Below are 20,351 nucleotides of genomic sequence, written 5' to 3'. Positions count from 1 at the left end.
GATGACGATAAACGAAATACAAGACGAACTTATTGAAGATTTTTCTTTTTATCAGGATTGGATGGAAAAATATGAATACATCATCCAATTGGGGAAAGAAGTTCCTCTGATAAAAGAGGAGTATAAAAAAGACGATTATATTATTAAAGGATGCCAGTCAAAGGTGTGGTTGTATCCAGAAATGCGGGACGGAAAAGTATATTTTACAGCAGATAGCGATGCGGTTATAACAAAAGGCTTGGTAAGTTTGATGGTAAAAGTGCTTTCTGGACATACGCCGCAGGAGATTGCACAGGCGGATCTTTATTTTATTGACAAAATCGGATTGAAGGAGCATCTTTCACCCACACGTGCAAACGGTTTGTTATCCATGGTAAAACAAATGAAATTGTATGCCGTAGCATTGCAAATGAGGGCTTAATATTCTTTTTGTATCTAGACGAGGATGTGTTGAGCCTGTACTTTTTCTCCAAAAAATATCGCCGCCTTCTCTTCAAAATCGACAGGATTATCCGTTGTAAAAAACTGCATACCACCTTTTTTGGAACAGATTTTCTCCACTTCGGGGTGGCGATTTAAATAATCGACCAAACTTTTGGCTATCAATTCACCTTGCGGCAAGATTTTTACATGGGAAGGGGTATGTTGACGTATAAGAGGTAATAATAAAGGGTAATGTGTGCAGGCAAGAATAAGTGTGTCAATATTGGAGCTTTGTTCAAGTATGCTTTGGATGTCTTTTTTGATAATTTCACTGGTTATTACCCCTTCTATTTCATTTCTTTCAACAAGCGGCACCCATAATGGGCAGGCGTGTTGATACACTTTTATTTCCGGGTGGAATTTTGTGATTTCTATTTTATAGGATTCGGATAAAACCGTCCCCTGTGTTGCAAGCACACCGACTTCGTTCGTTTTCGTATACTGGTGGATGGATTCTGTTGTGGGACGAATAACGCCGAGTACTTTCTTTCCTGGAGGAAGATCGTTTTGTTGAATAGTTCGCAAAGCCTTTGCGGAAGCAGTGTTACAAGCTAGGATAACGAGATTACATCCCAATTCAAACAATTTAAATACACAGGCTCTTGTGAAATCGTAGACCTCTTCAAATGAACGTGTACCGTAAGGAACGCGCGCATTATCTCCTAAATAGATGTAATCGTACAAAGGAAGCGTATCCCTGATTTTTTGAAATACGGTTAATCCCCCGAAACCGGAGTCGAATATGCCAATTGGGCCTTGTTTTGCTGTATCTGTCATGGTCTCTCTACCACCTTCTCTTGTTACGCAAAGATGGTTTTTCTTTATAAGTTTTCCAACTATAATATCATTACCTTTGGTGCAGAAATAAAATTAGGAATAGTAATTGTTAGGAAGAACAACATATAATATATTTTCATCTATGAAGTTTCATTACTTTTTTGTTTTTGTGTCGTTAGTATTGTTTACTACCATGCCCAATGTAAAGGCACAGGTTAAAAATCAACCTTATTCATATCAGCACTATCAAAAATACGACGAACTTCTTTACTCGCCGGATACACGTATGCATACTGCTACCAAACCTTTTCTTTTTAAAGAGGATTTATTAGTCAAGTATGATTCTATCCAAAGCTTGAATCAAGTGAACTCGGATAATATTTTTATGCGGAAGATCTTCAATGAGCATTTAGTGGAAATTTATAAAGAAGATCATAGCTTTTATTTGGACTTTCTGCCTGATTTTGTGATTGGAAAAGAAATGATTGGTGCGGATAAAAGAACGACCTGGTTGAATACCCGCGGAGTTCAAGTAGGGCTAAATATTAAGGATAAATTTACGTTTTATGCGAATGCTTTTGAAAATCAAGGCGTTTTTCCTAACTATCTGACCGATTATATCGAGAGAGCTGGGGTGATTCCCGGTCAGGGAAATACGAAACACTTATCAAATAATAAAAAGGACTGGATGTACGCTACGGCAAATTTGGCCTATGATTTCAGCGAATATTTTCAAGCCACTCTAGCGTATGACAAAAACCACATTGGAGATGGCTATCGTTCTTTGTTATTGTCAGATTTCTCTTCAAATTACGCACATTTGAAATTTACCGGTAAGATAGGGAATGTACAATATACATCGATATGGGCGTATATGAACGATCCAAGAAATCCACGTATCGATTCGCTTAATTCTGGTGGGAGATTTGGCGATGGTATTAAATGGGGCGCTTTCCAATATTTAGATTATAATGCCACAAATCGCTTGTCGATTGGCTTTTTTCAAGCTGTTGTATGGGCCAATCGTAACGAAGCAGGGCATCGTGGATTTGATTTTAATTATGTTAATCCTATTATTTTCCTACGTCCGGTGGAGTCTAACAACTCGACGTCACCCGATAAAATGTTTTTAGGTCTTAATACTAAATACAAAGTTTGGGATAACATTACCGCTTACGGGCAGTTTTTGTTGGGAGAGTTCACCGCTAAGGAGTTTTTCGGGGGAGATGGATATGCGCATAACAAATGGGGTGCACAATTGGGGGTGAAAGGTTTTAACATCTTTAAGGTGCAGAACCTTAATTTCTTAGCAGAATACAATGTCGTAAGACCTTATACGTATCAACATTTTGTGTCCATTTCTAACTACAGTAATAACGGGGAACCATTGGCTCACCCTAGGGGAGCCAATTTCAGAGAATTACTTGGTATGGCCAATTATTCCTGGGATCGTTTAGATTTTTCTATACAGGGCGTGTACAGCCGTTATGGCACTGATCCTGATAATTTGACAAACATGGGAGGTGATATTTTTCAGTCGTATAGAACCATTCCCAATATGCATGGTAACTTTATAGGACAAGGTGTTAGAAATGATCTATACTATGCCGATGTAAAAGCGGCTTATGTATTGAATCCAAAATATAATCTGCGTTTCGAAGTAGGCTATGCACAGCGGTATAATAAGATAGAAGGCTCCTCGACAGAAAAATCCGGTGTTATTAGTTTTGGTCTTCGTTCTTCATTCCGGAATTTTTATGGAGATATTTAGGATATTGCTATCTTTATGCGCAGCTTTTAGATAGTGTATGAAGAAGATCATCATCATAAACGGCCCTAATTTAAATTTATTAGGTGTACGAGAAAAAAATATTTACGGAAGTCAAGATTTCCTGTCTTTTTTTGAAGAATTGAAGCAACGGTATTTGGCCGTTGATCTGTCTTATTTCCAAAGCAATCACGAAGGGGAGATTATCGATAAATTGCATGAGATTGGTTTTTCTTACGATGGTGTCGTGCTCAATGCGGGAGCTTATACCCATACCTCAGTTGCCATTGGCGATGCTATTGCTGGTATTACCACCCCTGTAGTAGAAGTACATATTTCAAATGTGCATAAGCGCGAAGCATTCCGTCACCATTCCTATCTTGCTCCAAATTGTGTAGGGGTGATTTGTGGTTTTGGTTTAAATAGTTATAAATTGGGAATAGATAGTTTTTTATAAACTTCTATTCCCGTTGTTTTATACTTTTTGTTTTCGAAAGATAAGGTATAGCCCCCCAATCATAAACGGAATACTCAATAGTTGACCCATATTGAACTTCATCGTGTCTTCAAAGGCTTCTTGGTTTTCTTTGTAGAATTCCAATACAAACCGGGCACCAAATAGCAAAACCAAGAATATACCAAATAAATAACCTGCTTTTGGTTTAGCGTTCTTTTGGTACATTGCCCATAAAATAATGAAGATAACAATATAAGCAATAGCTTCATACAATTGTGCAGGGTGGCGGGCTACCATATCTACTTTTTCAAAAACGACGCCCCACGGCATCGAAGTTGGAAGTCCAATAATCTCCGAATTAAAGAAGTTACCCAGGCGTACAAAGGCACCCGCCAGTGGAACAACAATAATCAACCGGTCCGTAATCCACATAAAATCCGTTTTTGTCTTTTGGGAAAACAGCCAAAGTGCGATCAGGATACCGATGGCACCACCATGGCTCGCAAGTCCTTGAAATCCCGTAAGTTGAAAACTTCCGTCGACCATTCGGAAGGGGAGAATCATTTCCAACGGATGTTTGCTGTAATAATCGAACTCATAGAAAAGACAGTGGCCCAGACGTGCACCGATCAATGTACCCAAAAAGATATAAATACTTAATTGGTCGAGTAACTCCTGCGTTTTACCTTCTCGTTTGAAAATTTTTAACATAAGGACATAGGATACAACAAAGGCAGCTAAAAAGCATAACGCGTAATAGCGCAGACCAAAAGAACCTATTTCAAAAATGATAGGGTCTATATTCCAATGGATAACATTTAATATTGCGTGCATAAGTCTTCAATTGTGCGGTAAACCTAAATAAATTTATTTTTATATGCAATATAAGCATATGCATATAAAATAAATCTATTTCGCTCTCCTCGGCCATCAAGGGCTATATGATGGAGGAAATATAAGATTATCCTTTATAAAATCAATATTGCACTAAATTTCTTATGCTATTTCGGTGAAATTCCTAACTTTGGTAGGATGAGTGATGGTGGCTCATCTTTAGATAACCGAGCTTGCCAGCTCATTGAAGGTAATCATGAGAAACGAATAACAATATGACAAATAAAAAAACAAAAGAGAAAAAGAAACATGTTTCTGTTGTAACGGATAAATCATTAAAGTTTTTTGAAAAATATATCAATAATCCTTCGCCAACTGGCTTTGAATGGGAGGGGCAACGCTTATGGTTAGATTATCTGAAGCCATATGTAGATAAGACTTATATCGACAATTATGGTACGGCGGTAGGTATTATTAACCCTGACGCGCCGTATAAAGTAGTCATCGAAGCGCATGCAGACGAAATATCATGGTTTGTTAACTATATTACGAAAGAAGGGCTTATATACGTGATCCGAAATGGTGGATCAGATCATCAGATCGCGCCTTCGAAACGGGTGAACATCCATACTGATAAAGGTCTGGTAAAGGCTGTTTTTGGGTGGCCGGCTATCCACACACGTTCAGGTGAGAAGGAGGATGCTCCTACATTAAAAAATATCTTTTTGGATTGCGGTGCGACTTCTAAAGAAGAGGTGGAGGAGATGGGAATCCATGTGGGATGCGTGGTTACTTACGAAGATGAATTCACGGTACTTAATGACCGTTATTACGTAGGGCGCGCATTAGATAACCGCGCTGGGGGTTTTATGATTGCTGAAGTAGCACGTTTATTAAAGCAAAACAAGAAGAAATTACCTTTCGGTCTTTATATCGTGAATGCTGTACAGGAAGAAATCGGCCTGCGCGGGGCGGAAATGATTACATACTACATCAAACCTAATCTCGCCCTCGTCACGGATGTAACGCATGATACACAAACGCCCATGATTAATAAAATTACGCAGGGCGATTTAGCATGTGGCCAAGGCCCAGTATTGTCTTATGCGCCAGCCGTGCAGATCAACCTGAATAGACTCCTAATTGATGTGGCTAAGGAAAACGATATTCCGTTTCAGCGTCAGGCATCTTCTCGTTTCACAGGAACCGATACCGACGCTTTTGCTTATTCCAACGGTGGTGTTCCTTCAGCCTTAATATCATTACCTTTGCGATATATGCATACAACAGTAGAAATGGTGCATAAAGAAGACCTGGACAATGTTATACGGCTTATTTATGAGGTGTTGCTCAAAATAGAAGATGGCCAAGATTTTAGATCGTTTATCGTATAAATGAAAAGTGAATATCAAAAAGTATAAAGAACCAAAATAGACGTTAATTTTATGGACTTGAAGAATCAAAATAGCGAAGAAGCAGAAAATAATGAATTGAGTATAGAATTAAGCGAAGAGGTCGCAGAAGGTATCTATAGTAACTTAGCGATTATCACGCACTCAAGCTCTGAATTTGTATTGGATTTTATCCGTATCATGCCAGGAGTGCCGAAAGCAAAGGTCAAATCTAGAATTATTTTAACACCGGAACATGCTAAACGTCTGTTAGGGGCATTACAAGATAATATTAACCGATTTGAAGCAGCCAATGGCGCAATCAAACCAAGTGAACCGGGTCTGCCATTAAATTTCGGAGGCCCAAAAGGAGAAGCGTAGGGACATGGATATACAGGTTAGGAACTTAACGACTGAAGACTATAAGGATTTGAAGCGCTCCATGGAGAAGGCTTATGGTGGAGATACCGGCGATGTGTGGACAAGGGAAAACATAGTCGATCTAATAGAGATTTTTCCGGAAGGGCAATTATGCGTGGAAGTAGATGGGCGTGTAGTAGCTTGCGCACTTTCATTGATCATCGATTCGAAGAAAACCAATATTTACAAGAAATATTATGAAATTATCGACGACGGGAAGTTTTCAACCCACGATTATGAGGGTGATATCCTTTATGGAATAGAAGTATTTGTACACCCTGACTTTCGATCTCTACGTTTAGGTAGACGTTTGTATGATGCGAGGAAAGAGCTTTGTGAGCAAATGAACCTCCGAGGAATTGTTGCGGGGGGACGGATACCGAACTACCATGCCTATGCAGATAAAATAACACCACGAACTTATATTGAAAAAGTAAAGCGGAAAGAGATTTTCGATCCGACACTCACTTTTCAATTGTCCAATGATTTTCACGTCTCTAAGATTCTGAAGAATTATCTTCCCGAGGATAAAGAGTCGAACGAATTTGCAACGCTATTGCAATGGGATAATATCTACTACGATCCCGATGCGAAATCTTCCTCTACTTCCAAGCAAACGATCCGATTGGGGTTGGTACAGTGGCAGATGCGACTGTTTAAAGATATAAACGACTTCTATGATCAAGTGGAATTCTTTGTAGATGCTGTCAGTGACTATGGTTCAGACTTCGTCATGTTTCCGGAGTTTTTCAATACGCCATTAATGAGCCCATACAATGATCTGCCGGAGCGCGCTGCCATGGAGAAGCTTTCGGAATTGACGGCTGAAATTGTGGAGAAGCTTCAAGAATTTGCGGTGTCTTATAATGTCAATATCATCGCCGGATCTATGCCTATTAGGGAGTATAAAAAACTTTATAATGCGTCCTATTTATGTCATCGAAATGGAAAAGTAGATGTGCATAAAAAGATCCATATCACGCCCAATGAGTTTAAATATTATGGGATGGTAGGCGGAAACGAAATTAAAGTGTTTGATACGGATTGTGGTAAGGTCGGCCTTTTGATATGTTATGATGTGGAATTTCCCGAAGTCAGTCGTATTATGGCCGACCAAGGTATGCAAATACTTTTTGTGCCGTATATGACCGATACTCAAAATGGTTACTTGCGGGTAAGGGCTTGTGCCCAAGCGAGAGCTATCGAAAACGAATGTTATGTGGCGATAGCCGGTTGTGTCGGAAATTTACCACGTGTGAATAATATGGATATTCAGTATTCGCAATCTGCGGTTTTTACTCCATCAGATTTTGCATTTCCCAACAATGGTATCAAAGCAGAAGCTACGCCGAATACGGAAATGGTGTTGATTGCGGATGTAGATTTGTATGCCCTTCGTGATTTGCATGAATATGGTACCGTAAAAATACTGAAGGATAGAAGAAAGGATTTATATGCAGTGAATCTCCTGAAATAAGGAGATTCACCGCTATGATTATTCTGTTGTTTCTACATAATTTTCGGCTTTTGGAATAGCACCGAAAACGGAATGCCAGGTATCGGGAATAGTTGTTAGTTTTCGTTTTTGAAGATCTAACCAAGCGCCGTCAATATCCACGGTTGCTGCCTTTATGCCATTCTCTTTGTAAATCTCATGACGAAAAGAGAATCGAAAATTTTTAAGGTTAAGCTTTGTCATTTCGACCTTTACGGATATACGCTCGTTAAGTCCGATTTCTCGGTAATATACGAGCTCTTCCCGAAATAAAATAGGACCGATATGATATTTGGCAAATTCTTCAAGCGACAGCCCGGCTTGGGTCATCATATTGCTCCGTGCTTGTGCACAAAAATCAGCATATGCGGAATGTCTAAGGTGCATGTTTGGATCCAATTGAGCCCAAAGCACCTGTCCTTCGTAATAGATATTTTGTTCCATATGTATTTGTTATTCGTAATTCAATCTCCTAACCCTCAGCTCCTAACATCTAGCTAGGAGAAACCAATTGCATTAGTATCGCTGTTAACCATCCGGCGTATGTGCCAATAGCATAGCTGAATACGGATAGGATAACCCCTACAGAAACAAGAGAGGGATGAAAAGCTGCCGAGGTCACGGTGGCGGAAGCGACGCCTCCCACATTCGACATGCTACCTACGGCGAAATAGAAGAAGGGGGCTTTGATCAATGTGCCAACTAACAGTAGAAGTAATGCATGTATACTGATCCAAATAATTCCTACGATAAATAGGCCAGGGTTTTCCAAGATAGCTGTGATATCCATTTGCATACCGATCGTTACAATCAACATATAGAGTAGCGTTGTTCCTAATTTGGAAGCTCCCGCATTTTCCAATTTGCGCGCCGGTGTAAAGGAGAGTGCAATCCCTATCAGCGTCGCGACCAAAACTATCCAAAAGAAGCTGTTGGTCAACGAAAATTTTTCCAATTCAGGGAAGTTGATTGTCATATATGACGCTATCGGATCTGCCAATAATGACGCAAGACCCGTTCCGCCCAAAGCAAGGGATAACATAATAATAAAATCTTTTGTATCGGGTATATGGCTGTTTGTCTTTTGTTGTTCGTCCATCCTTTTGGTCAGCGCTTCTACATCCGAAGCGTCTGCATTAAAAAACTGATTGAATTTTTGTTGTTTGGTTGCTCCATATAGCAGGAAAGCCATCCATATATAGGCAACAAATACATCTACAGCAATGATAGAAGAAAACAATCTTGGGGAGGGCTGTAGTATTTCTTTAAGAGCTACTTGGTTCGCACTTCCGCCAATCCAAGATCCCGCTAGTGTACCCAATCCACGCCATACTTCATCGGGGCCGGCACCACCTACTATTTGGGGAGCAAACAGCGAGGTAATCCAAACAGCAATTGGTCCACCCAATACAATACCTACTGTGCCGGTCAAGAACATCAAACCAGCTCGTTTGCGTAGATTCCACATTTCTTTCAGATTCAGATTTAAAGTAAAAAGAATCAAACACGACGGGAGAAAGAAACGACTACCGATACCAGTAAGGGGAGAATTTTCTCCATCTATAATATTGGCGGAATTAAGCAGCCCAGGAATAAAATAACAAAGTAACAACGGTGGAATAACTGAATAAAACTTTGCTATATATTTATTTTTGAGGTTTGCCGTATAAAATACGATACCTAAGACGACCATTAATAACCCCAGTACAGCGGCATTATCCGTGATAAGTGGTGTAACTTCTCTGATAGCATTTTGCATATTTTGTGGTAATTGCTAAATTGCTCGTGAATTTATATATTCTTTTTTGAAACCATAACACATAAGATGATTAATCGTAGAGATTTTATCAAGAATAGCGGACTGGTTATCGGCTCGACAGCTATGAGTACCCCTATATTTGGAGCCGCTGCAGAAACAAAGAAAAAAAACATTCGCGTTGGATTGATCGGATGTGGAGGAAGAGGAACAGGAGCGGTATTTCAAGCGCTGGCAGCAGATCCCGATGTACAGGTAACCGCGTTGGCAGATATTTTTGAAGATAACCTGAACAACACGTTATCAGCTTTAAAACAAAAGTATGGTGATCGTATAACCGTAACGGAAAAGACCTCCTATCTCGGTTTTGACGCTTATGAAAAACTGATTAAATCGAAAGTGGACGTTGTGTTATTGTGCACACCGCCGAATTTTAGACCTGCCCATTTGGCGTTGGCCGTCAAACATGGCAAGCATGTTTTCTGTGAGAAACCCGTGGCCGTGGATATACCTGGACTCCACCAAGTGGAAGCGGCCATCAAGTTGGCAAAAGAAAAGAAATTGTGTTTGGTTAGTGGATTTTGCTTCCGCTATTCCTTCCCAAATAGAGAGATTATTTCCCGTGTGCATGATGGCGCTATCGGAGAAATCAAAGCTATTTCTTCGTTTCGCCACGGTGGTGAGCTAAGTTATAAAGAAAGACAACCAGAATGGAATGATTTAGCCTATCAATTAAGAAATTGGTACTATTACCAACGATATTCAGGTGATATGATTGTCGAACAGACGATACACAGTGTAGATTATATGTCGTGGATATTGAATAATGAACTTCCACAAAAGGTGACTGCCACAGGTGGGCGTCAAAGCCGTCCATGGAATAAGTATGGAAATGTTTATGATCATTTCGCTGTTGAATATGAATACGAAAATGGATTCCGAAGTTTCCATTTTGGTCGACAGCAGAATGGAACAACACCACGCAATACGGTAGAAGCCATGGGAACAAAGGGATACATGAAGGTCGGAATTAATACCAACTATGAGATTTTTGGGGATCAACCTTGGCATAATACCGAACGTCTCAACAATATGTACCAAACACAACATGATGAACTGTTTAAGGCGATAAAAGAGAAGCAAGTCATCAATGATGGTGATTTCATGATAACCTCAACGCTAATGGCGATTTGGGCGAGATTGTCAACATATTCGGGCAGAACGTTGTCCTACGATGAGGTTATCCATTCGGAAGAAGTTTTGGGGCCACCTGTGGAGGACTATCACTGGGACATGAAAATAGATGAATTAGCAATTCCGAGACCCGGTCATTATAAGTTTACGTAGCGATGGAACAAATAAGGATATTGGTTGTAGGTTGTGGTAATATGGGAGCATCGCATGCTGCCGCTTATCATAAATTAGCAGGGTTTGAGATTGTTGGGTTGGTGTCCAGAGGAGATAGTAAACATCGTGTTAACACCATGCTTGAGGCGGCTTATCCGACATTTGATCATTATGATGATGCTTTGAGCCAAACAGAACCGGACGCGGTATGTATTGCGACATATCCCGATACACATGAAGAGTATGCATTAAAGGCGTTTTCGGCCGGAGCACATGTTTTCATCGAAAAGCCGTTAGCTGATAGTGTTGTGGGGGCTGAACGGGTGGTTCAAGCAGCTAAGGAATCGGGTAAGAAGTTAGTAATTGGTTATATTCTTCGTTATCACCCCTCTTGGATCAAATTTATAGAAATAGGAAAAACATTGGGCAACCCATTGGTGTTTCGTATGAATTTAAATCAGCAAAGTCAGGGATATATGTGGGATGTACATCGGAATTTAATGAAGAGTTTGAGTCCTATTGTAGACTGTGGTGTACATTATATCGACGTGATGTGTCAGATGACGGAAGCTCGCCCCATTCGGGTATCTGCTATAGGCGCCCGTTTAACGGATGATATACCATTGGATAACTATAACTACGGACAGCTACAGATTCATTTTGATGATGGCTCTGTAGGTTGGTATGAAGCTGGGTGGGGACCGATGATAAGCGAAACGGCTTTTTTTGTCAAAGATGTGATTGGGCCTAAAGGTGCGGTCTCTATTGTCGCTAATAAAGCTGGGGCAAAAGGTCAATCTGATTCTGTAGAAGCTCATACCCAAACAGAATCTTTACGTGTGCATTATGCTGATATCGACAGCAACAATAAGTTTATTAGACCCGATGAATGGATAGATTTAACTGATGAGCCATCCCATCAGGAACTATGCGACAGGGAGCAATTGCATTTTTTACAGTCAATACGCGAGGATCTGGATTTGTCCAAATCGATGGAAGATGCCGTTAACAGTTTAAGAATTGCTTTTGCCTGCGATGAATCCGTTAAGACGGGTGGGATGGTGAAGTTGTGAAATGCTTACGGTATATTCAGATACTTATGCGTTTGAAGGGAAATTTCCCACTGCGGATTATCTTTTACGTATTCAATAATCAGGGGTGTCATTTCTGTGGTTTTAGACCATTCCGGCTGTAAATATAGCTTACAGTTTTTGCCGACAAATCTGGCGTGTTCTTCTGCCCATTGGAAATCGCTTTTATTGAAAACAATTACTTTTAATTCGCCTGCAGCATTCAACACATCAGGGCGTGGGCCTTTGAATTTTTTTGGAGATAAACATATCCAATCCCAATAACCAGATAGCGGATAAGCACCTGAGGTTTCTATAAATGTCTGTATGCCTGCTTCCTTTAACCCTTTTGTGAGGTAGTCTAAATTGTAGAGTAGGGGTTCTCCTCCTGTAATAACAACTGTTTTTGCAGGGAATTTTTTTGCATTTTCTATAATGGCATCTGCTGACGTTAGTGGGTGCAGTTCTGCGTTCCAACTTTCTTTGACGTCACACCAATGGCATCCCACATCACAACCTCCTAAACGAATGAAATATGCCGCTTTTCCAGTATGGTATCCTTCGCCTTGTATCGTGTAGAATTCTTCCATGAGAGGAAGTAGTGTGCCGTCTTCCGGAACTTGATTTGACATTGCTTTTTCCTTTGAGAGGACAAAGGTACGAAAAAAAGACGGACACGTGTATGTATGTATTTCCCTATAGATGTCTCCTATACAAAAACGACTTCCGTTTCTTATATATATTGAATATCTTTGCGTTCGAACTTATAGATAATTTACAGCGTAGTATGCTGGCTGTCTGTAAATAGTTAAACTTCAATTTTTTAATAAATTAAAATCATATTCGTAGATGATTAGCATTACACTGCCTGACGGATCTGTCCGTCAGTATGAAAAGGGAACGACTGCGATGCAGATAGCCCAATCGATTTCCGAAGGTTTGGCCAGAAATGTATTAGGCGCCGAGGTGAACGGTGAAGTATGGGATGCTTCGAGAGCGATAGAAGAGGATGCCTCTGTTAAATTATTGACCTGGAATGATGATAAAGGAAAATCCACCTTTTGGCATTCATCTGCCCATTTATTGGCAGAGGCTTTGGAGGTGTTGTACCCAGGGATAAAATTCGGTATAGGCCCGGCAATTGAGACAGGATTCTATTACGATGTGGATTTTGGCGACCGCGAGTTTTCTTCCGACGACTTCAAGCAGATTGAAGATAAGATGTTGGAACTGGCAAAGCAAAAAGAAACGTTTGAACGTAAGTCGGTTTCGAAGGCGGATGCTTTGGCGTATTTCACACAGAAAGGTGATGAGTATAAGCTGGATTTGATCAAGGATTTGGAGGATGGTAAAATTACTTTCTATACACAGGGTAATTTTACAGACCTTTGTCGAGGACCACATATTCCGCACACGGGTGTTATCAAGGCAATTAAATTGACAAATGTGGCGGGAGCATATTGGCGTGGAGATGAAACACGTAAGCAACTTACCCGCATATATGGGGTCAGTTTTCCAAAAGCATCTGAGCTGACAGAGTATTTAAAATTTATCGAGGAAGCAAAGAAACGTGACCACCGTAAGCTTGGAAAAGAGTTGGAACTGTTTGCGTTTTCGGAAAAAGTAGGGGCGGGGTTACCGCTTTGGTTACCTAAAGGCACCGCTTTACGTCAAAAATTGCAAGACTTCTTACAACGGGCACAAATAAAAGCTGGCTATGAACCGGTAGTGACACCACATATTGGCCATAAACAGCTGTACATCACTTCGGGTCATTACGAAAAATATGGCGCAGATGCGTTTCAGCCTATCCAAACACCGGTCGAGGGGGAGGAATTCTTTTTAAAGCCAATGAACTGTCCGCATCACTGTGAGATTTATAAAACAAAACCTCGTTCGTACAAAGATCTACCCGTTCGTTATGCGGAATTTGGTACAGTTTATCGCTATGAACAATCCGGCGAGTTGCACGGATTAACACGGGTACGTGGGTTTACGCAAGACGATGCGCATTTGTTTTGCCGACCCGATCAGGTTAGAGAGGAATTCAAAAAAGTGATTGACCTCGTTTTATACGTTTTCGGAGCATTGGGATTTGATGATTATACGGCACAGGTTTCCTTACGTGATCCGGAGAATAAAGCAAAATATATCGGTACCGATGAAAATTGGGATCTTGCAGAAGCGGCTATTATAAACGCTGCAACAGAGAAAGGGCTCCGCACGGTTGTAGAGTATGGAGAAGCAGCATTCTATGGGCCTAAATTAGATTTCATGGTGAAAGATGCATTGGGGCGTAAATGGCAACTGGGAACCATTCAAGTAGACTATAATTTGCCTGAGCGTTTCGAACTTGAATATACAGGTAGCGATAACCAAAAGCATCGTCCTGTAATGATACACCGTGCGCCATTTGGTTCATTAGAGCGATTTGTTGCGGTGCTTATAGAACATTGTGGAGGGCAATTCCCCTTATGGCTTGCACCAGAGCAATTTATAATTTTGCCGGTCTCTGAAAAATATGAAGAAACTGCAAAAAACCTTTTAGATTCGCTAAATAATTCCGATATTTGCGGACTGATTGACTTTCGTGATGAGAAAGTTGGTCGTAAGATTCGTGATGCGGAATTGAAAAAAATCCCTTATATGTTGATTGTAGGGGAGAAAGAAGTCGAAAGTGGCACAGTTTCTGTTCGTAAACACGGGTCGATAGATTTAGGCTCAATGAGTCCACAAGCATTTAAGGAATTATTAATTAAAGAAATAACCGTTTAATATTTAAACATTTGGCATTAAAAAGATCGGGTGGTTTTAGACCGCCAATGAGAAAGAAAGAACCAGAACATCGCATTAACGAATTCATCAGGGTACCAGAGGTGCGTCTGGTGGGTGATAATGTTGAACAAGGCATTTATCCTACTCGTAAAGCATTAGAATTAGCAGACGAATTGGAACTTGACCTAGTGGAGATTTCGCCAAATGCCAATCCTCCTGTTTGTAGGGTCATTGATTACAGTAAGTTTGTATACGAGCAGAAGAAGAAGCAAAAAGAGATTAAAGCGAATGCCAAGCAAACCGTTGTAAAGGAGATTCGTTTTGGTCCAAATACCAATGATCATGATTTCGAGTTTAAGCTAAAACATGCAATCAAGTTTTTGGAGAACGGGGAGAAAGTCCGTGCGTACGTACATTTTAAAGGGCGTGCCATTGTTTTTAAAGAACAAGGTGAAATATTATTATTACGCTTTGCACAAGCATTGGAGGACTACGGAAAAGTAGAGCTGTTGCCTAAACTTGAAGGTAAGCGGATGTTTTTAACGATTGCTCCAAAGACTGCTCCAAAAAAATAAAATACGAAAATCTAACAGATTGATATAAAATTTAATTTCATTATGCCAAAAGTAAAAACCAATTCCAGCGCGAAAAAACGCTTTAAATTGACTGGAACAGGTAAGATTGCAAGAAAAAGTGCTTATAAAAGCCATATCTTGACAAAAAAGGAAACAAAGCAAAAACGTAATTTGACACAAACAAGTTATGTTTCTGATGCAGATATGGGCAACGTAAAACGTATGCTTGGCATCGGTAAATAAGTTTTATTTCGATTTTATAATAATAATTTTTTAACCGGGTATTAGGTAGTAAGATTGCTGAAAAACGTAACGCCTGATACCAAACTAAATTTAAAATAATATGCCACGTTCGGTTAACGCAGTAGCTTCGAGAAGAAGAAGAAAAAGAATCATGAAAATGGCCAAAGGCTATTTCGGTTCAAGAAGCAAAGTTTATACTATTGCTAAAAATACAGTAGAAAAAGGTTTACAATACGCTTATCGCGACCGTAAAACCAAAAAACGCGAGTTCAGAGCTTTATGGATTCAGCGTATCAACGCAGGTGCTCGTCAACATGGAATTTCGTATTCACAGTTGATTGGGAAGTTAAATGCTAAAAATATCGGTCTAAATCGCAAGGTGTTGGCTGATTTAGCAATGAACAACCCTGATGCTTTTAAAGCCGTAATTGATACCGTAAAATAGAGTTTTAACCCGTTATCAATTTGTTAGATATTTAGGAAAAGAGCCTTTTAGGCTCTTTTTTTACATCAAATTTTCTTTTTATAACCGTTTCTACAGCTCATACTTTAGATTTAGCGATGTTTGCTTCACAATTATCAGTATATGTTACTACAATAAGTTTAGCCATTATAAAGCGACAGGAGGTTCCGGTGTTTATCAACCCAATCATCGATGTGCGATTTAAGCGTCTATTTGGATCTTATCAACTTTTTATATTATTTTATGAAGGCTTATTTTCTCTTTTAAGACGACTGCTTTTTTGTTGAAGTATTTCGCAGTAACGTGCCGACTATTCCACTATATAATATACAGCGTTTCATCAGTACAATAAAGCGCTTTTGTCGAAACTGTATACAAATATCTCCTCAAACTCATGTGAGGAGATATTAAAAAATATTACGCCGTTAAAACATGTATATTTTTTTAAAGGGAATCTCATTTTTAGGTCTGCTGCTGATCCCCAGGGATATAAAACAGGTTTAAAATACTGGATCGAGACCATGGCGTATATAACAAACAAAGGAGACCTAAATGGTCTCCTTTGTTTGTTCGTTTGCTAAAGGATTACTGCTGAGGTTGCCCAGTAGGTACGGCTGGTGTTACTGGTTTAGCATCTGGGCTAATCCCTAATTTTGCGCGCACGTCCATTGATATATCTTCTCCACCTTGAAAATAAATGACATTTCCTGCGGATGTGTCAAGTACATAAGCATATCCTTTTTCTTTCGCTACCGAATTGATGGCGTTCATTACTTTTGTTTGGATAGGTGTCAAAAGCTCTTGTTGCTTCTTTTGTAAATCTTCCTGAGCTACACGTTGTACTTCCTGTATACGTTGTTCGATGTTTTGAAGCTCTTGGCCTAATGTCTGGAGTTGTGCGTCAATACTATCCTTGTTTGCTTCACTACGGCTTCTGTATTTTTCGTTGGCTTCCGTTTGTTTTTTTTGAAATTCCGCATACATGCCTTGTAATTCTTGGGTCTTCGTATCGTTAAGCGTTCTCAACTGATCATTTGCCGTTTTAAATTCAGGAGTCAACTGAAAAATTTCATCGGCATTGATATGACCAATCTTTTGTTGAGCACTTACATGCTGTACGCCCAAAAATACCACCGCTACTAAAGCTACACTTCTAAATAAATTTCTCATTCTTCTCATTTTAATCATTTTGTTTGGTTCTCTTTTATTAACCAATACACTTTTTTGTTTTATAAAATATAACGTTAATAATTAATTGTGATTTCTTGACACAAGTATAATAAAAAAATTAATTCGCCAAACTAGGATTCGGTTTTAAACCTAATTTTGTAATGATGTCATTACTTTTATCCAAACTGGGGTTTGCGAATAATATCGCTATTTCACTACCCTTATCCAAGATTAAATCCAAACTTTCACTTTTTGCTAGCTCCTGTATAGCCTTGGATACGCGATCTTGAACAGGTTGGATCAAACGGATTCTCTCTTTGTAAAGATCGCCTTCAAAACCAAATTTTTGACGCTGAAAATCCTTTACTTGCTTTTCTTTATTGACAATTTCGTCTTCTCTACGACGACGCATATCTTCATTTAACAAGACTTGGTCATTCTGATAGGCTTGATACAACTTTTCAATTTCCTCATACTGCTTATCGACCTCAGCCTGCCACTTCGTAGATAGATCATCCAACTGCTTTTGAGCCGTGGTATATTCCGGGATGTGTTTTAAAATATATTCAGAATCCACATAAGCCAACCGCTGAGCAGAAGCTAGGGTTACTGAAGCTATAATCAAACTGATGACAAATATTACCTTTTTCATTTTATAAATTTTTACGCTACTTATTTCTCTAAATTTTAGGACAATTATAGTTCCAAAAAGTTTAAAAGCCACCCATGTTTTGTAATATGCTGAAAGTGAAGTTCTGTTTCCATTGGCTGGCCTGTAATCCAGGGATTGGATCAAAGGCATGACCATAATCTATACCCAACATACCAAAGATAGGCAAGAAGATACGCGCGCCTATGCCGGCCGAACGACGCATCTTAAATGGATTGACCTCGCTGAATTTATTCCAGGTATTACCGGCTTCTGCGAAAGCCAAAACAAACACCGTCGCCTGCTCATTCAGCATAACAGGATGACGAAGCTCTAATTGATATTTCGCATAAATAGGACTACCTGAGTTGATAGCTCTACGTATACCATCGTTTTGTGAGCCCGTTGATTCGGGAATAATGGTACCGTTAGCATAACCCCGCATGGCAATAATTTCGGAACCCTGTAAAAAATCAAAGCCCATCATACCGTCACCGCCAAGCTTAAACCGTTCGAAAGTAGAAGTTTCCGTTCTATTGGTGTAATTACCCAAATAACCAAACTGTGCTTGGCTTTTCAAGACCAGTTTACCAACAATCCTTGTATACCACTGACTGTCAAATTTCCATTTATGGTATTCCGTCCATTTATACTTTACCTCGGGAGCATCCGTTTGATAGTTAATATTGTTCCAAGCAGAATAGGGAGGAGTCAACTGTACGGAAAATTTGAAATGTGATCCGGAAGTCGGGTAGATAGGTGCATCCACCGAATTTCTACTGATTTCCTGTGTAATGTTCATATTGTAGGAAGTACCGTTATCAAATAAAAAGTAGCCTGCGTAATTCTGTAATTTGTAGCGTTGGAAAGATAACGATGTATTTACTTGAAAATAGTTATCTGGCCATTGCAGACGTTTACCTAATGTAGCCGTTACACCAGTCATCCAAATACGGCTAAGATCGGAATCTGCGACTATTTGTCTACCTGTCCAAGGATCAAATCCGAACATAGCAGAGCTAGATGTATAAGCGCTCAAACCAAAATAAATTGGTTTTTTACCACCTAACCATGGTTCAGAGAAAGAGAAGCTATACGATTGGTATCGTTTTCCGGATGTCTGACCACGAATACTCAACTTTTGTCCATCGCCACGCGGAAGCGGTTTCCAAGCATTTTTTTTAAAAAAGTTACTTGTAGAGAAGTTATTGAAAGTTAATCCCAATGTACCGATTACCTGTCCGGCACCATATCCCCCCGAAAGTTCAACTTGATCCGACGGCTTTTCTGCTACGTTGAATACAAGATCTGTTGTCCCTTCTTCGTAGTTCATCGACGATTGTGGAATGTCAGGTTGGATCTTCTGTTCATCAAACATACCCAACTGGGAAATTTCACGGATACTGCGCATAATCAGCTCTCGGGAATACTTTTGTCCGGGTTTGGAATAAATGGAACGTAAAACCACGCGATCATTCGTAACATCATTTCCTTTGACGATGACATTGTTAATCGTGAATTGTTTACCTTCATTTAAGACAATTTCTACATCTACGGTATCGTTATAGATACGTTTAATAATAGGCTGTGCGCCAAAAGTAAGGTAACCATCGTTTTGATATAATGAACTGATGTCATCACTGTTCCGGGTAGGTCCCATCAGTTTTGTACTCAACTTTTCCTCGCTATATACATCTCCGTTCTCCATTCCCAGTAATAGGTTCAAGACAGAGTCGGTATATTTTGAGTTTCCAGACCATTGAATATCTCCTATATAGTAACGGGGGCCTTCATGAAGGCTGATATGCACGTCTACCTCGTTATTGTCATAACGGGAAATACTGTCAACAAGAATCTGGGCATCCCGATATCCCTTGTCTTGCATCTTGGCAACTAAGTTCTCTTTGGCCTCTTTGTATTTGTCGTCTTTAAATTTACCCGGTCCGAAAATACGATACCAGCGACGAGGTTTTACCCCTTTTAAATATTTACGTAACTGGCGTTCGGAAAACGCTTCGTTTCCATCAAAATATACACGGTGAACCTTTATTTTTTTGTTCTTGGTGACGTTGGCGATAACAATTTCGTTGTTCGCTTCCGCACTGTCCTTTTTGGTTGTAATTTCTATTTCGGGATAAAGAAAAGACTTTTCCCGGAGGAATTTTTGGATGGTGGAACGGGTAGTTTTCAACAGGTTTTCGTTAACAATCTTACCCGAACTGGTATTCAAGCGTTTTTGTACTTCCTCTTTCTCTCCTTTTTTCAGACCTTCAATCTCAATGCGGGTAAGACGCGGACGTTCCCGAACGCGGATTTCCAAATACACATTGTCTCCCTGAAATCTATCAGCATATAGCTGTACATCGTCAAATAAGTTTTGCGCCATCAGGGTTTTGATGACATTCGCCGTTTCTTCGCTAGGGATCTCGATATATTGACCGACGACAAGCTTAGAAATAGTAATCAATACGTCGTTGTCCAGATACTCCGTACCGGAAACCCGTACGCCGCCTATGATGTAATTTTTAGGATCTAAATAACTGATGTCATCAGGGTCGTTTAGGTTAATCGGGTTGTTTCCTTGGATTTGAGCGAATAATGGTTGCCCTCCGAAAACTAGTGTAAATGTTATTAAATATAGTAAGCGCTTCATTTATTCTATTTTCTCGGTGCTAAAG

General features: G+C 39.8%; 20 protein-coding genes. 12 read left to right on the top strand and 8 right to left on the bottom strand.

What is annotated here, in order from left to right:
* The first annotated feature begins 1 nt into the window (after nucleotide 1).
* Complete coding sequence (locus G5B43_RS08675; protein ID WP_165294341.1) at nucleotides 2-421, top strand: SufE family protein; 420 nt, start codon at nucleotides 2-4, stop codon at nucleotides 419-421.
* Between the two features lie 14 nt (nucleotides 422-435).
* Here G5B43_RS08675 and murI read toward each other — a convergent pair whose 3' ends face one another.
* Nucleotides 436-1,260 (bottom strand): glutamate racemase, encoded by an 825-nt coding sequence (gene murI / locus G5B43_RS08670; protein ID WP_165294340.1) that lies wholly within the window; start codon nucleotides 1,258-1,260, stop codon nucleotides 436-438.
* Between the two features lie 142 nt (nucleotides 1,261-1,402).
* Between murI and G5B43_RS08665 the strand changes: the two genes are divergently transcribed.
* Together G5B43_RS08665 and aroQ are read left to right on the top strand one after the other, a co-directional pair.
* Entirely contained in the window at nucleotides 1,403-3,031 is a 1,629-nt protein-coding gene (locus G5B43_RS08665; RefSeq protein ID WP_240904806.1) for a gliding motility protein RemB, read from the top strand.
* Between the two features lie 37 nt (nucleotides 3,032-3,068).
* Entirely contained in the window at nucleotides 3,069-3,485 is a 417-nt protein-coding gene (gene aroQ, locus G5B43_RS08660; RefSeq protein ID WP_165294339.1) for a type II 3-dehydroquinate dehydratase, read from the top strand.
* Between the two features lie 18 nt (nucleotides 3,486-3,503).
* Here the strand turns inward: aroQ and lgt are convergent, their stop codons facing one another.
* Complete coding sequence (gene lgt, locus G5B43_RS08655) at nucleotides 3,504-4,319, bottom strand: prolipoprotein diacylglyceryl transferase (RefSeq protein WP_165294338.1); 816 nt, start codon at nucleotides 4,317-4,319, stop codon at nucleotides 3,504-3,506.
* A gap of 275 nt (nucleotides 4,320-4,594) precedes the next feature.
* Here lgt and G5B43_RS08650 point away from each other — a divergent pair, with 275 nt between their 5' ends.
* From G5B43_RS08650 to G5B43_RS08640, 3 genes are read left to right on the top strand one after another with little or no spacing between them, the layout of a single operon-like run.
* Nucleotides 4,595-5,713, top strand: coding sequence for a M42 family metallopeptidase (locus tag G5B43_RS08650; RefSeq protein ID WP_165294337.1), 1,119 nt, complete (start codon nucleotides 4,595-4,597; stop codon nucleotides 5,711-5,713).
* A 51-nt stretch (nucleotides 5,714-5,764) separates the two neighbouring features.
* Entirely contained in the window at nucleotides 5,765-6,091 is a 327-nt protein-coding gene (locus G5B43_RS08645) for a DUF3467 domain-containing protein (protein ID WP_165294336.1), read from the top strand.
* Nucleotides 6,092-6,095: 4 nt separating this feature from the next.
* Nucleotides 6,096-7,607 (top strand): bifunctional GNAT family N-acetyltransferase/carbon-nitrogen hydrolase family protein, encoded by a 1,512-nt coding sequence (locus tag G5B43_RS08640; RefSeq protein WP_165294335.1) that lies wholly within the window; start codon nucleotides 6,096-6,098, stop codon nucleotides 7,605-7,607.
* Nucleotides 7,608-7,625: 18 nt separating this feature from the next.
* Here G5B43_RS08640 and G5B43_RS08635 read toward each other — a convergent pair whose 3' ends face one another.
* Both G5B43_RS08635 and G5B43_RS08630 read right to left on the bottom strand, forming a co-directional pair.
* Nucleotides 7,626-8,069, bottom strand: coding sequence for an acyl-CoA thioesterase (locus G5B43_RS08635; RefSeq protein ID WP_165294334.1), 444 nt, complete (start codon nucleotides 8,067-8,069; stop codon nucleotides 7,626-7,628).
* Nucleotides 8,070-8,118: 49 nt separating this feature from the next.
* Nucleotides 8,119-9,384: a DUF819 domain-containing protein gene (locus tag G5B43_RS08630; RefSeq protein ID WP_165294333.1), complete on the bottom strand. Its 1,266-nt coding sequence runs from the start codon at nucleotides 9,382-9,384 to the stop codon at nucleotides 8,119-8,121.
* A gap of 66 nt (nucleotides 9,385-9,450) precedes the next feature.
* Here G5B43_RS08630 and G5B43_RS08625 point away from each other — a divergent pair, with 66 nt between their 5' ends.
* Together G5B43_RS08625 and G5B43_RS08620 are read left to right on the top strand one after the other, a co-directional pair.
* Nucleotides 9,451-10,728: a Gfo/Idh/MocA family protein gene (locus tag G5B43_RS08625; protein WP_165294332.1), complete on the top strand. Its 1,278-nt coding sequence runs from the start codon at nucleotides 9,451-9,453 to the stop codon at nucleotides 10,726-10,728.
* Nucleotides 10,729-10,730: 2 nt separating this feature from the next.
* On the top strand, nucleotides 10,731-11,801 hold the full coding sequence (locus G5B43_RS08620; protein ID WP_165294331.1) for a Gfo/Idh/MocA family protein: 1,071 nt from the start codon (nucleotides 10,731-10,733) through the stop codon (nucleotides 11,799-11,801).
* A gap of 5 nt (nucleotides 11,802-11,806) precedes the next feature.
* On the opposite strand, the gene G5B43_RS08615 is transcribed toward G5B43_RS08620, so the two are convergent.
* Complete coding sequence (locus tag G5B43_RS08615; protein ID WP_165294330.1) at nucleotides 11,807-12,430, bottom strand: 7-carboxy-7-deazaguanine synthase QueE; 624 nt, start codon at nucleotides 12,428-12,430, stop codon at nucleotides 11,807-11,809.
* A 217-nt stretch (nucleotides 12,431-12,647) separates the two neighbouring features.
* Between G5B43_RS08615 and thrS the strand changes: the two genes are divergently transcribed.
* The 4 genes from thrS (at nucleotide 12,648) to rplT (ending at nucleotide 15,836) form a co-directional block, all read left to right on the top strand.
* On the top strand, nucleotides 12,648-14,573 hold the full coding sequence (gene thrS, locus G5B43_RS08610; RefSeq protein WP_165294329.1) for a threonine--tRNA ligase: 1,926 nt from the start codon (nucleotides 12,648-12,650) through the stop codon (nucleotides 14,571-14,573).
* A gap of 47 nt (nucleotides 14,574-14,620) precedes the next feature.
* Entirely contained in the window at nucleotides 14,621-15,148 is a 528-nt protein-coding gene (gene infC, locus G5B43_RS08605) for a translation initiation factor IF-3 (protein ID WP_410528481.1), read from the top strand.
* Between the two features lie 42 nt (nucleotides 15,149-15,190).
* Entirely contained in the window at nucleotides 15,191-15,391 is a 201-nt protein-coding gene (gene rpmI / locus G5B43_RS08600) for a 50S ribosomal protein L35 (RefSeq protein WP_105715938.1), read from the top strand.
* Nucleotides 15,392-15,491: 100 nt separating this feature from the next.
* The gene (rplT, locus tag G5B43_RS08595) at nucleotides 15,492-15,836 is read left to right on the top strand and encodes a 50S ribosomal protein L20 (protein WP_105724249.1); all 345 of its coding nucleotides are present in this window, start codon (nucleotides 15,492-15,494) and stop codon (nucleotides 15,834-15,836) included.
* A 603-nt stretch (nucleotides 15,837-16,439) separates the two neighbouring features.
* Here rplT and G5B43_RS08590 read toward each other — a convergent pair.
* The 3 genes from G5B43_RS08590 to bamA all read right to left on the bottom strand — a co-directional run bounded on the left by G5B43_RS08590 (nucleotide 16,440) and on the right by bamA (nucleotide 20,326).
* On the bottom strand, nucleotides 16,440-17,024 hold the full coding sequence (locus tag G5B43_RS08590; RefSeq protein ID WP_165294327.1) for an OmpH family outer membrane protein: 585 nt from the start codon (nucleotides 17,022-17,024) through the stop codon (nucleotides 16,440-16,442).
* A 118-nt stretch (nucleotides 17,025-17,142) separates the two neighbouring features.
* Nucleotides 17,143-17,676, bottom strand: a complete 534-nt coding sequence (locus G5B43_RS08585) for an OmpH family outer membrane protein (protein ID WP_165294326.1) — start codon at nucleotides 17,674-17,676, stop codon at nucleotides 17,143-17,145.
* 61 nt (nucleotides 17,677-17,737) lie between these two features.
* Complete coding sequence (gene bamA / locus G5B43_RS08580; RefSeq protein WP_165294325.1) at nucleotides 17,738-20,326, bottom strand: outer membrane protein assembly factor BamA; 2,589 nt, start codon at nucleotides 20,324-20,326, stop codon at nucleotides 17,738-17,740.
* Between the last annotated feature and the right edge of the window lie 25 nt (nucleotides 20,327-20,351).

It is taken from the genome of Sphingobacterium sp. SGR-19, assembly GCF_011043555.1.
Taxonomy (GTDB): domain Bacteria; phylum Bacteroidota; class Bacteroidia; order Sphingobacteriales; family Sphingobacteriaceae; genus Sphingobacterium.
Note: the sequence above shows the minus strand (reverse complement) of the source record. Positions and strands in the feature narration are given on the sequence as shown.

Excerpts from the sequence above, each read along its gene's own strand:
- G5B43_RS08675 (WP_165294341.1), top strand. The coding sequence starts at position 2 with ATGACGATAAACGAAATACAAGACGAACTTATTGAAGATTTTTCTTTT.
- murI (WP_165294340.1), bottom strand. The coding sequence starts at position 1,260 with ATGACAGATACAGCAAAACAAGGCCCAATTGGCATATTCGACTCCGGT.
- G5B43_RS08665 (WP_240904806.1), top strand. The coding sequence starts at position 1,403 with ATGAAGTTTCATTACTTTTTTGTTTTTGTGTCGTTAGTATTGTTTACT.
- aroQ (WP_165294339.1), top strand. The coding sequence starts at position 3,069 with ATGAAGAAGATCATCATCATAAACGGCCCTAATTTAAATTTATTAGGT.
- lgt (WP_165294338.1), bottom strand. The coding sequence starts at position 4,319 with ATGCACGCAATATTAAATGTTATCCATTGGAATATAGACCCTATCATT.
- G5B43_RS08650 (WP_165294337.1), top strand. The coding sequence starts at position 4,595 with ATGACAAATAAAAAAACAAAAGAGAAAAAGAAACATGTTTCTGTTGTA.
- G5B43_RS08645 (WP_165294336.1), top strand. The coding sequence starts at position 5,765 with ATGGACTTGAAGAATCAAAATAGCGAAGAAGCAGAAAATAATGAATTG.
- G5B43_RS08640 (WP_165294335.1), top strand. The coding sequence starts at position 6,096 with ATGGATATACAGGTTAGGAACTTAACGACTGAAGACTATAAGGATTTG.
- G5B43_RS08635 (WP_165294334.1), bottom strand. The coding sequence starts at position 8,069 with ATGGAACAAAATATCTATTACGAAGGACAGGTGCTTTGGGCTCAATTG.
- G5B43_RS08630 (WP_165294333.1), bottom strand. The coding sequence starts at position 9,384 with ATGCAAAATGCTATCAGAGAAGTTACACCACTTATCACGGATAATGCC.
- G5B43_RS08625 (WP_165294332.1), top strand. The coding sequence starts at position 9,451 with ATGATTAATCGTAGAGATTTTATCAAGAATAGCGGACTGGTTATCGGC.
- G5B43_RS08620 (WP_165294331.1), top strand. The coding sequence starts at position 10,731 with ATGGAACAAATAAGGATATTGGTTGTAGGTTGTGGTAATATGGGAGCA.
- G5B43_RS08615 (WP_165294330.1), bottom strand. The coding sequence starts at position 12,430 with ATGTCAAATCAAGTTCCGGAAGACGGCACACTACTTCCTCTCATGGAA.
- thrS (WP_165294329.1), top strand. The coding sequence starts at position 12,648 with ATGATTAGCATTACACTGCCTGACGGATCTGTCCGTCAGTATGAAAAG.
- infC (WP_410528481.1), top strand. The coding sequence starts at position 14,621 with ATGAGAAAGAAAGAACCAGAACATCGCATTAACGAATTCATCAGGGTA.
- rpmI (WP_105715938.1), top strand. The coding sequence starts at position 15,191 with ATGCCAAAAGTAAAAACCAATTCCAGCGCGAAAAAACGCTTTAAATTG.
- rplT (WP_105724249.1), top strand. The coding sequence starts at position 15,492 with ATGCCACGTTCGGTTAACGCAGTAGCTTCGAGAAGAAGAAGAAAAAGA.
- G5B43_RS08590 (WP_165294327.1), bottom strand. The coding sequence starts at position 17,024 with ATGAGAAATTTATTTAGAAGTGTAGCTTTAGTAGCGGTGGTATTTTTG.
- G5B43_RS08585 (WP_165294326.1), bottom strand. The coding sequence starts at position 17,676 with ATGAAAAAGGTAATATTTGTCATCAGTTTGATTATAGCTTCAGTAACC.
- bamA (WP_165294325.1), bottom strand. The coding sequence starts at position 20,326 with ATGAAGCGCTTACTATATTTAATAACATTTACACTAGTTTTCGGAGGG.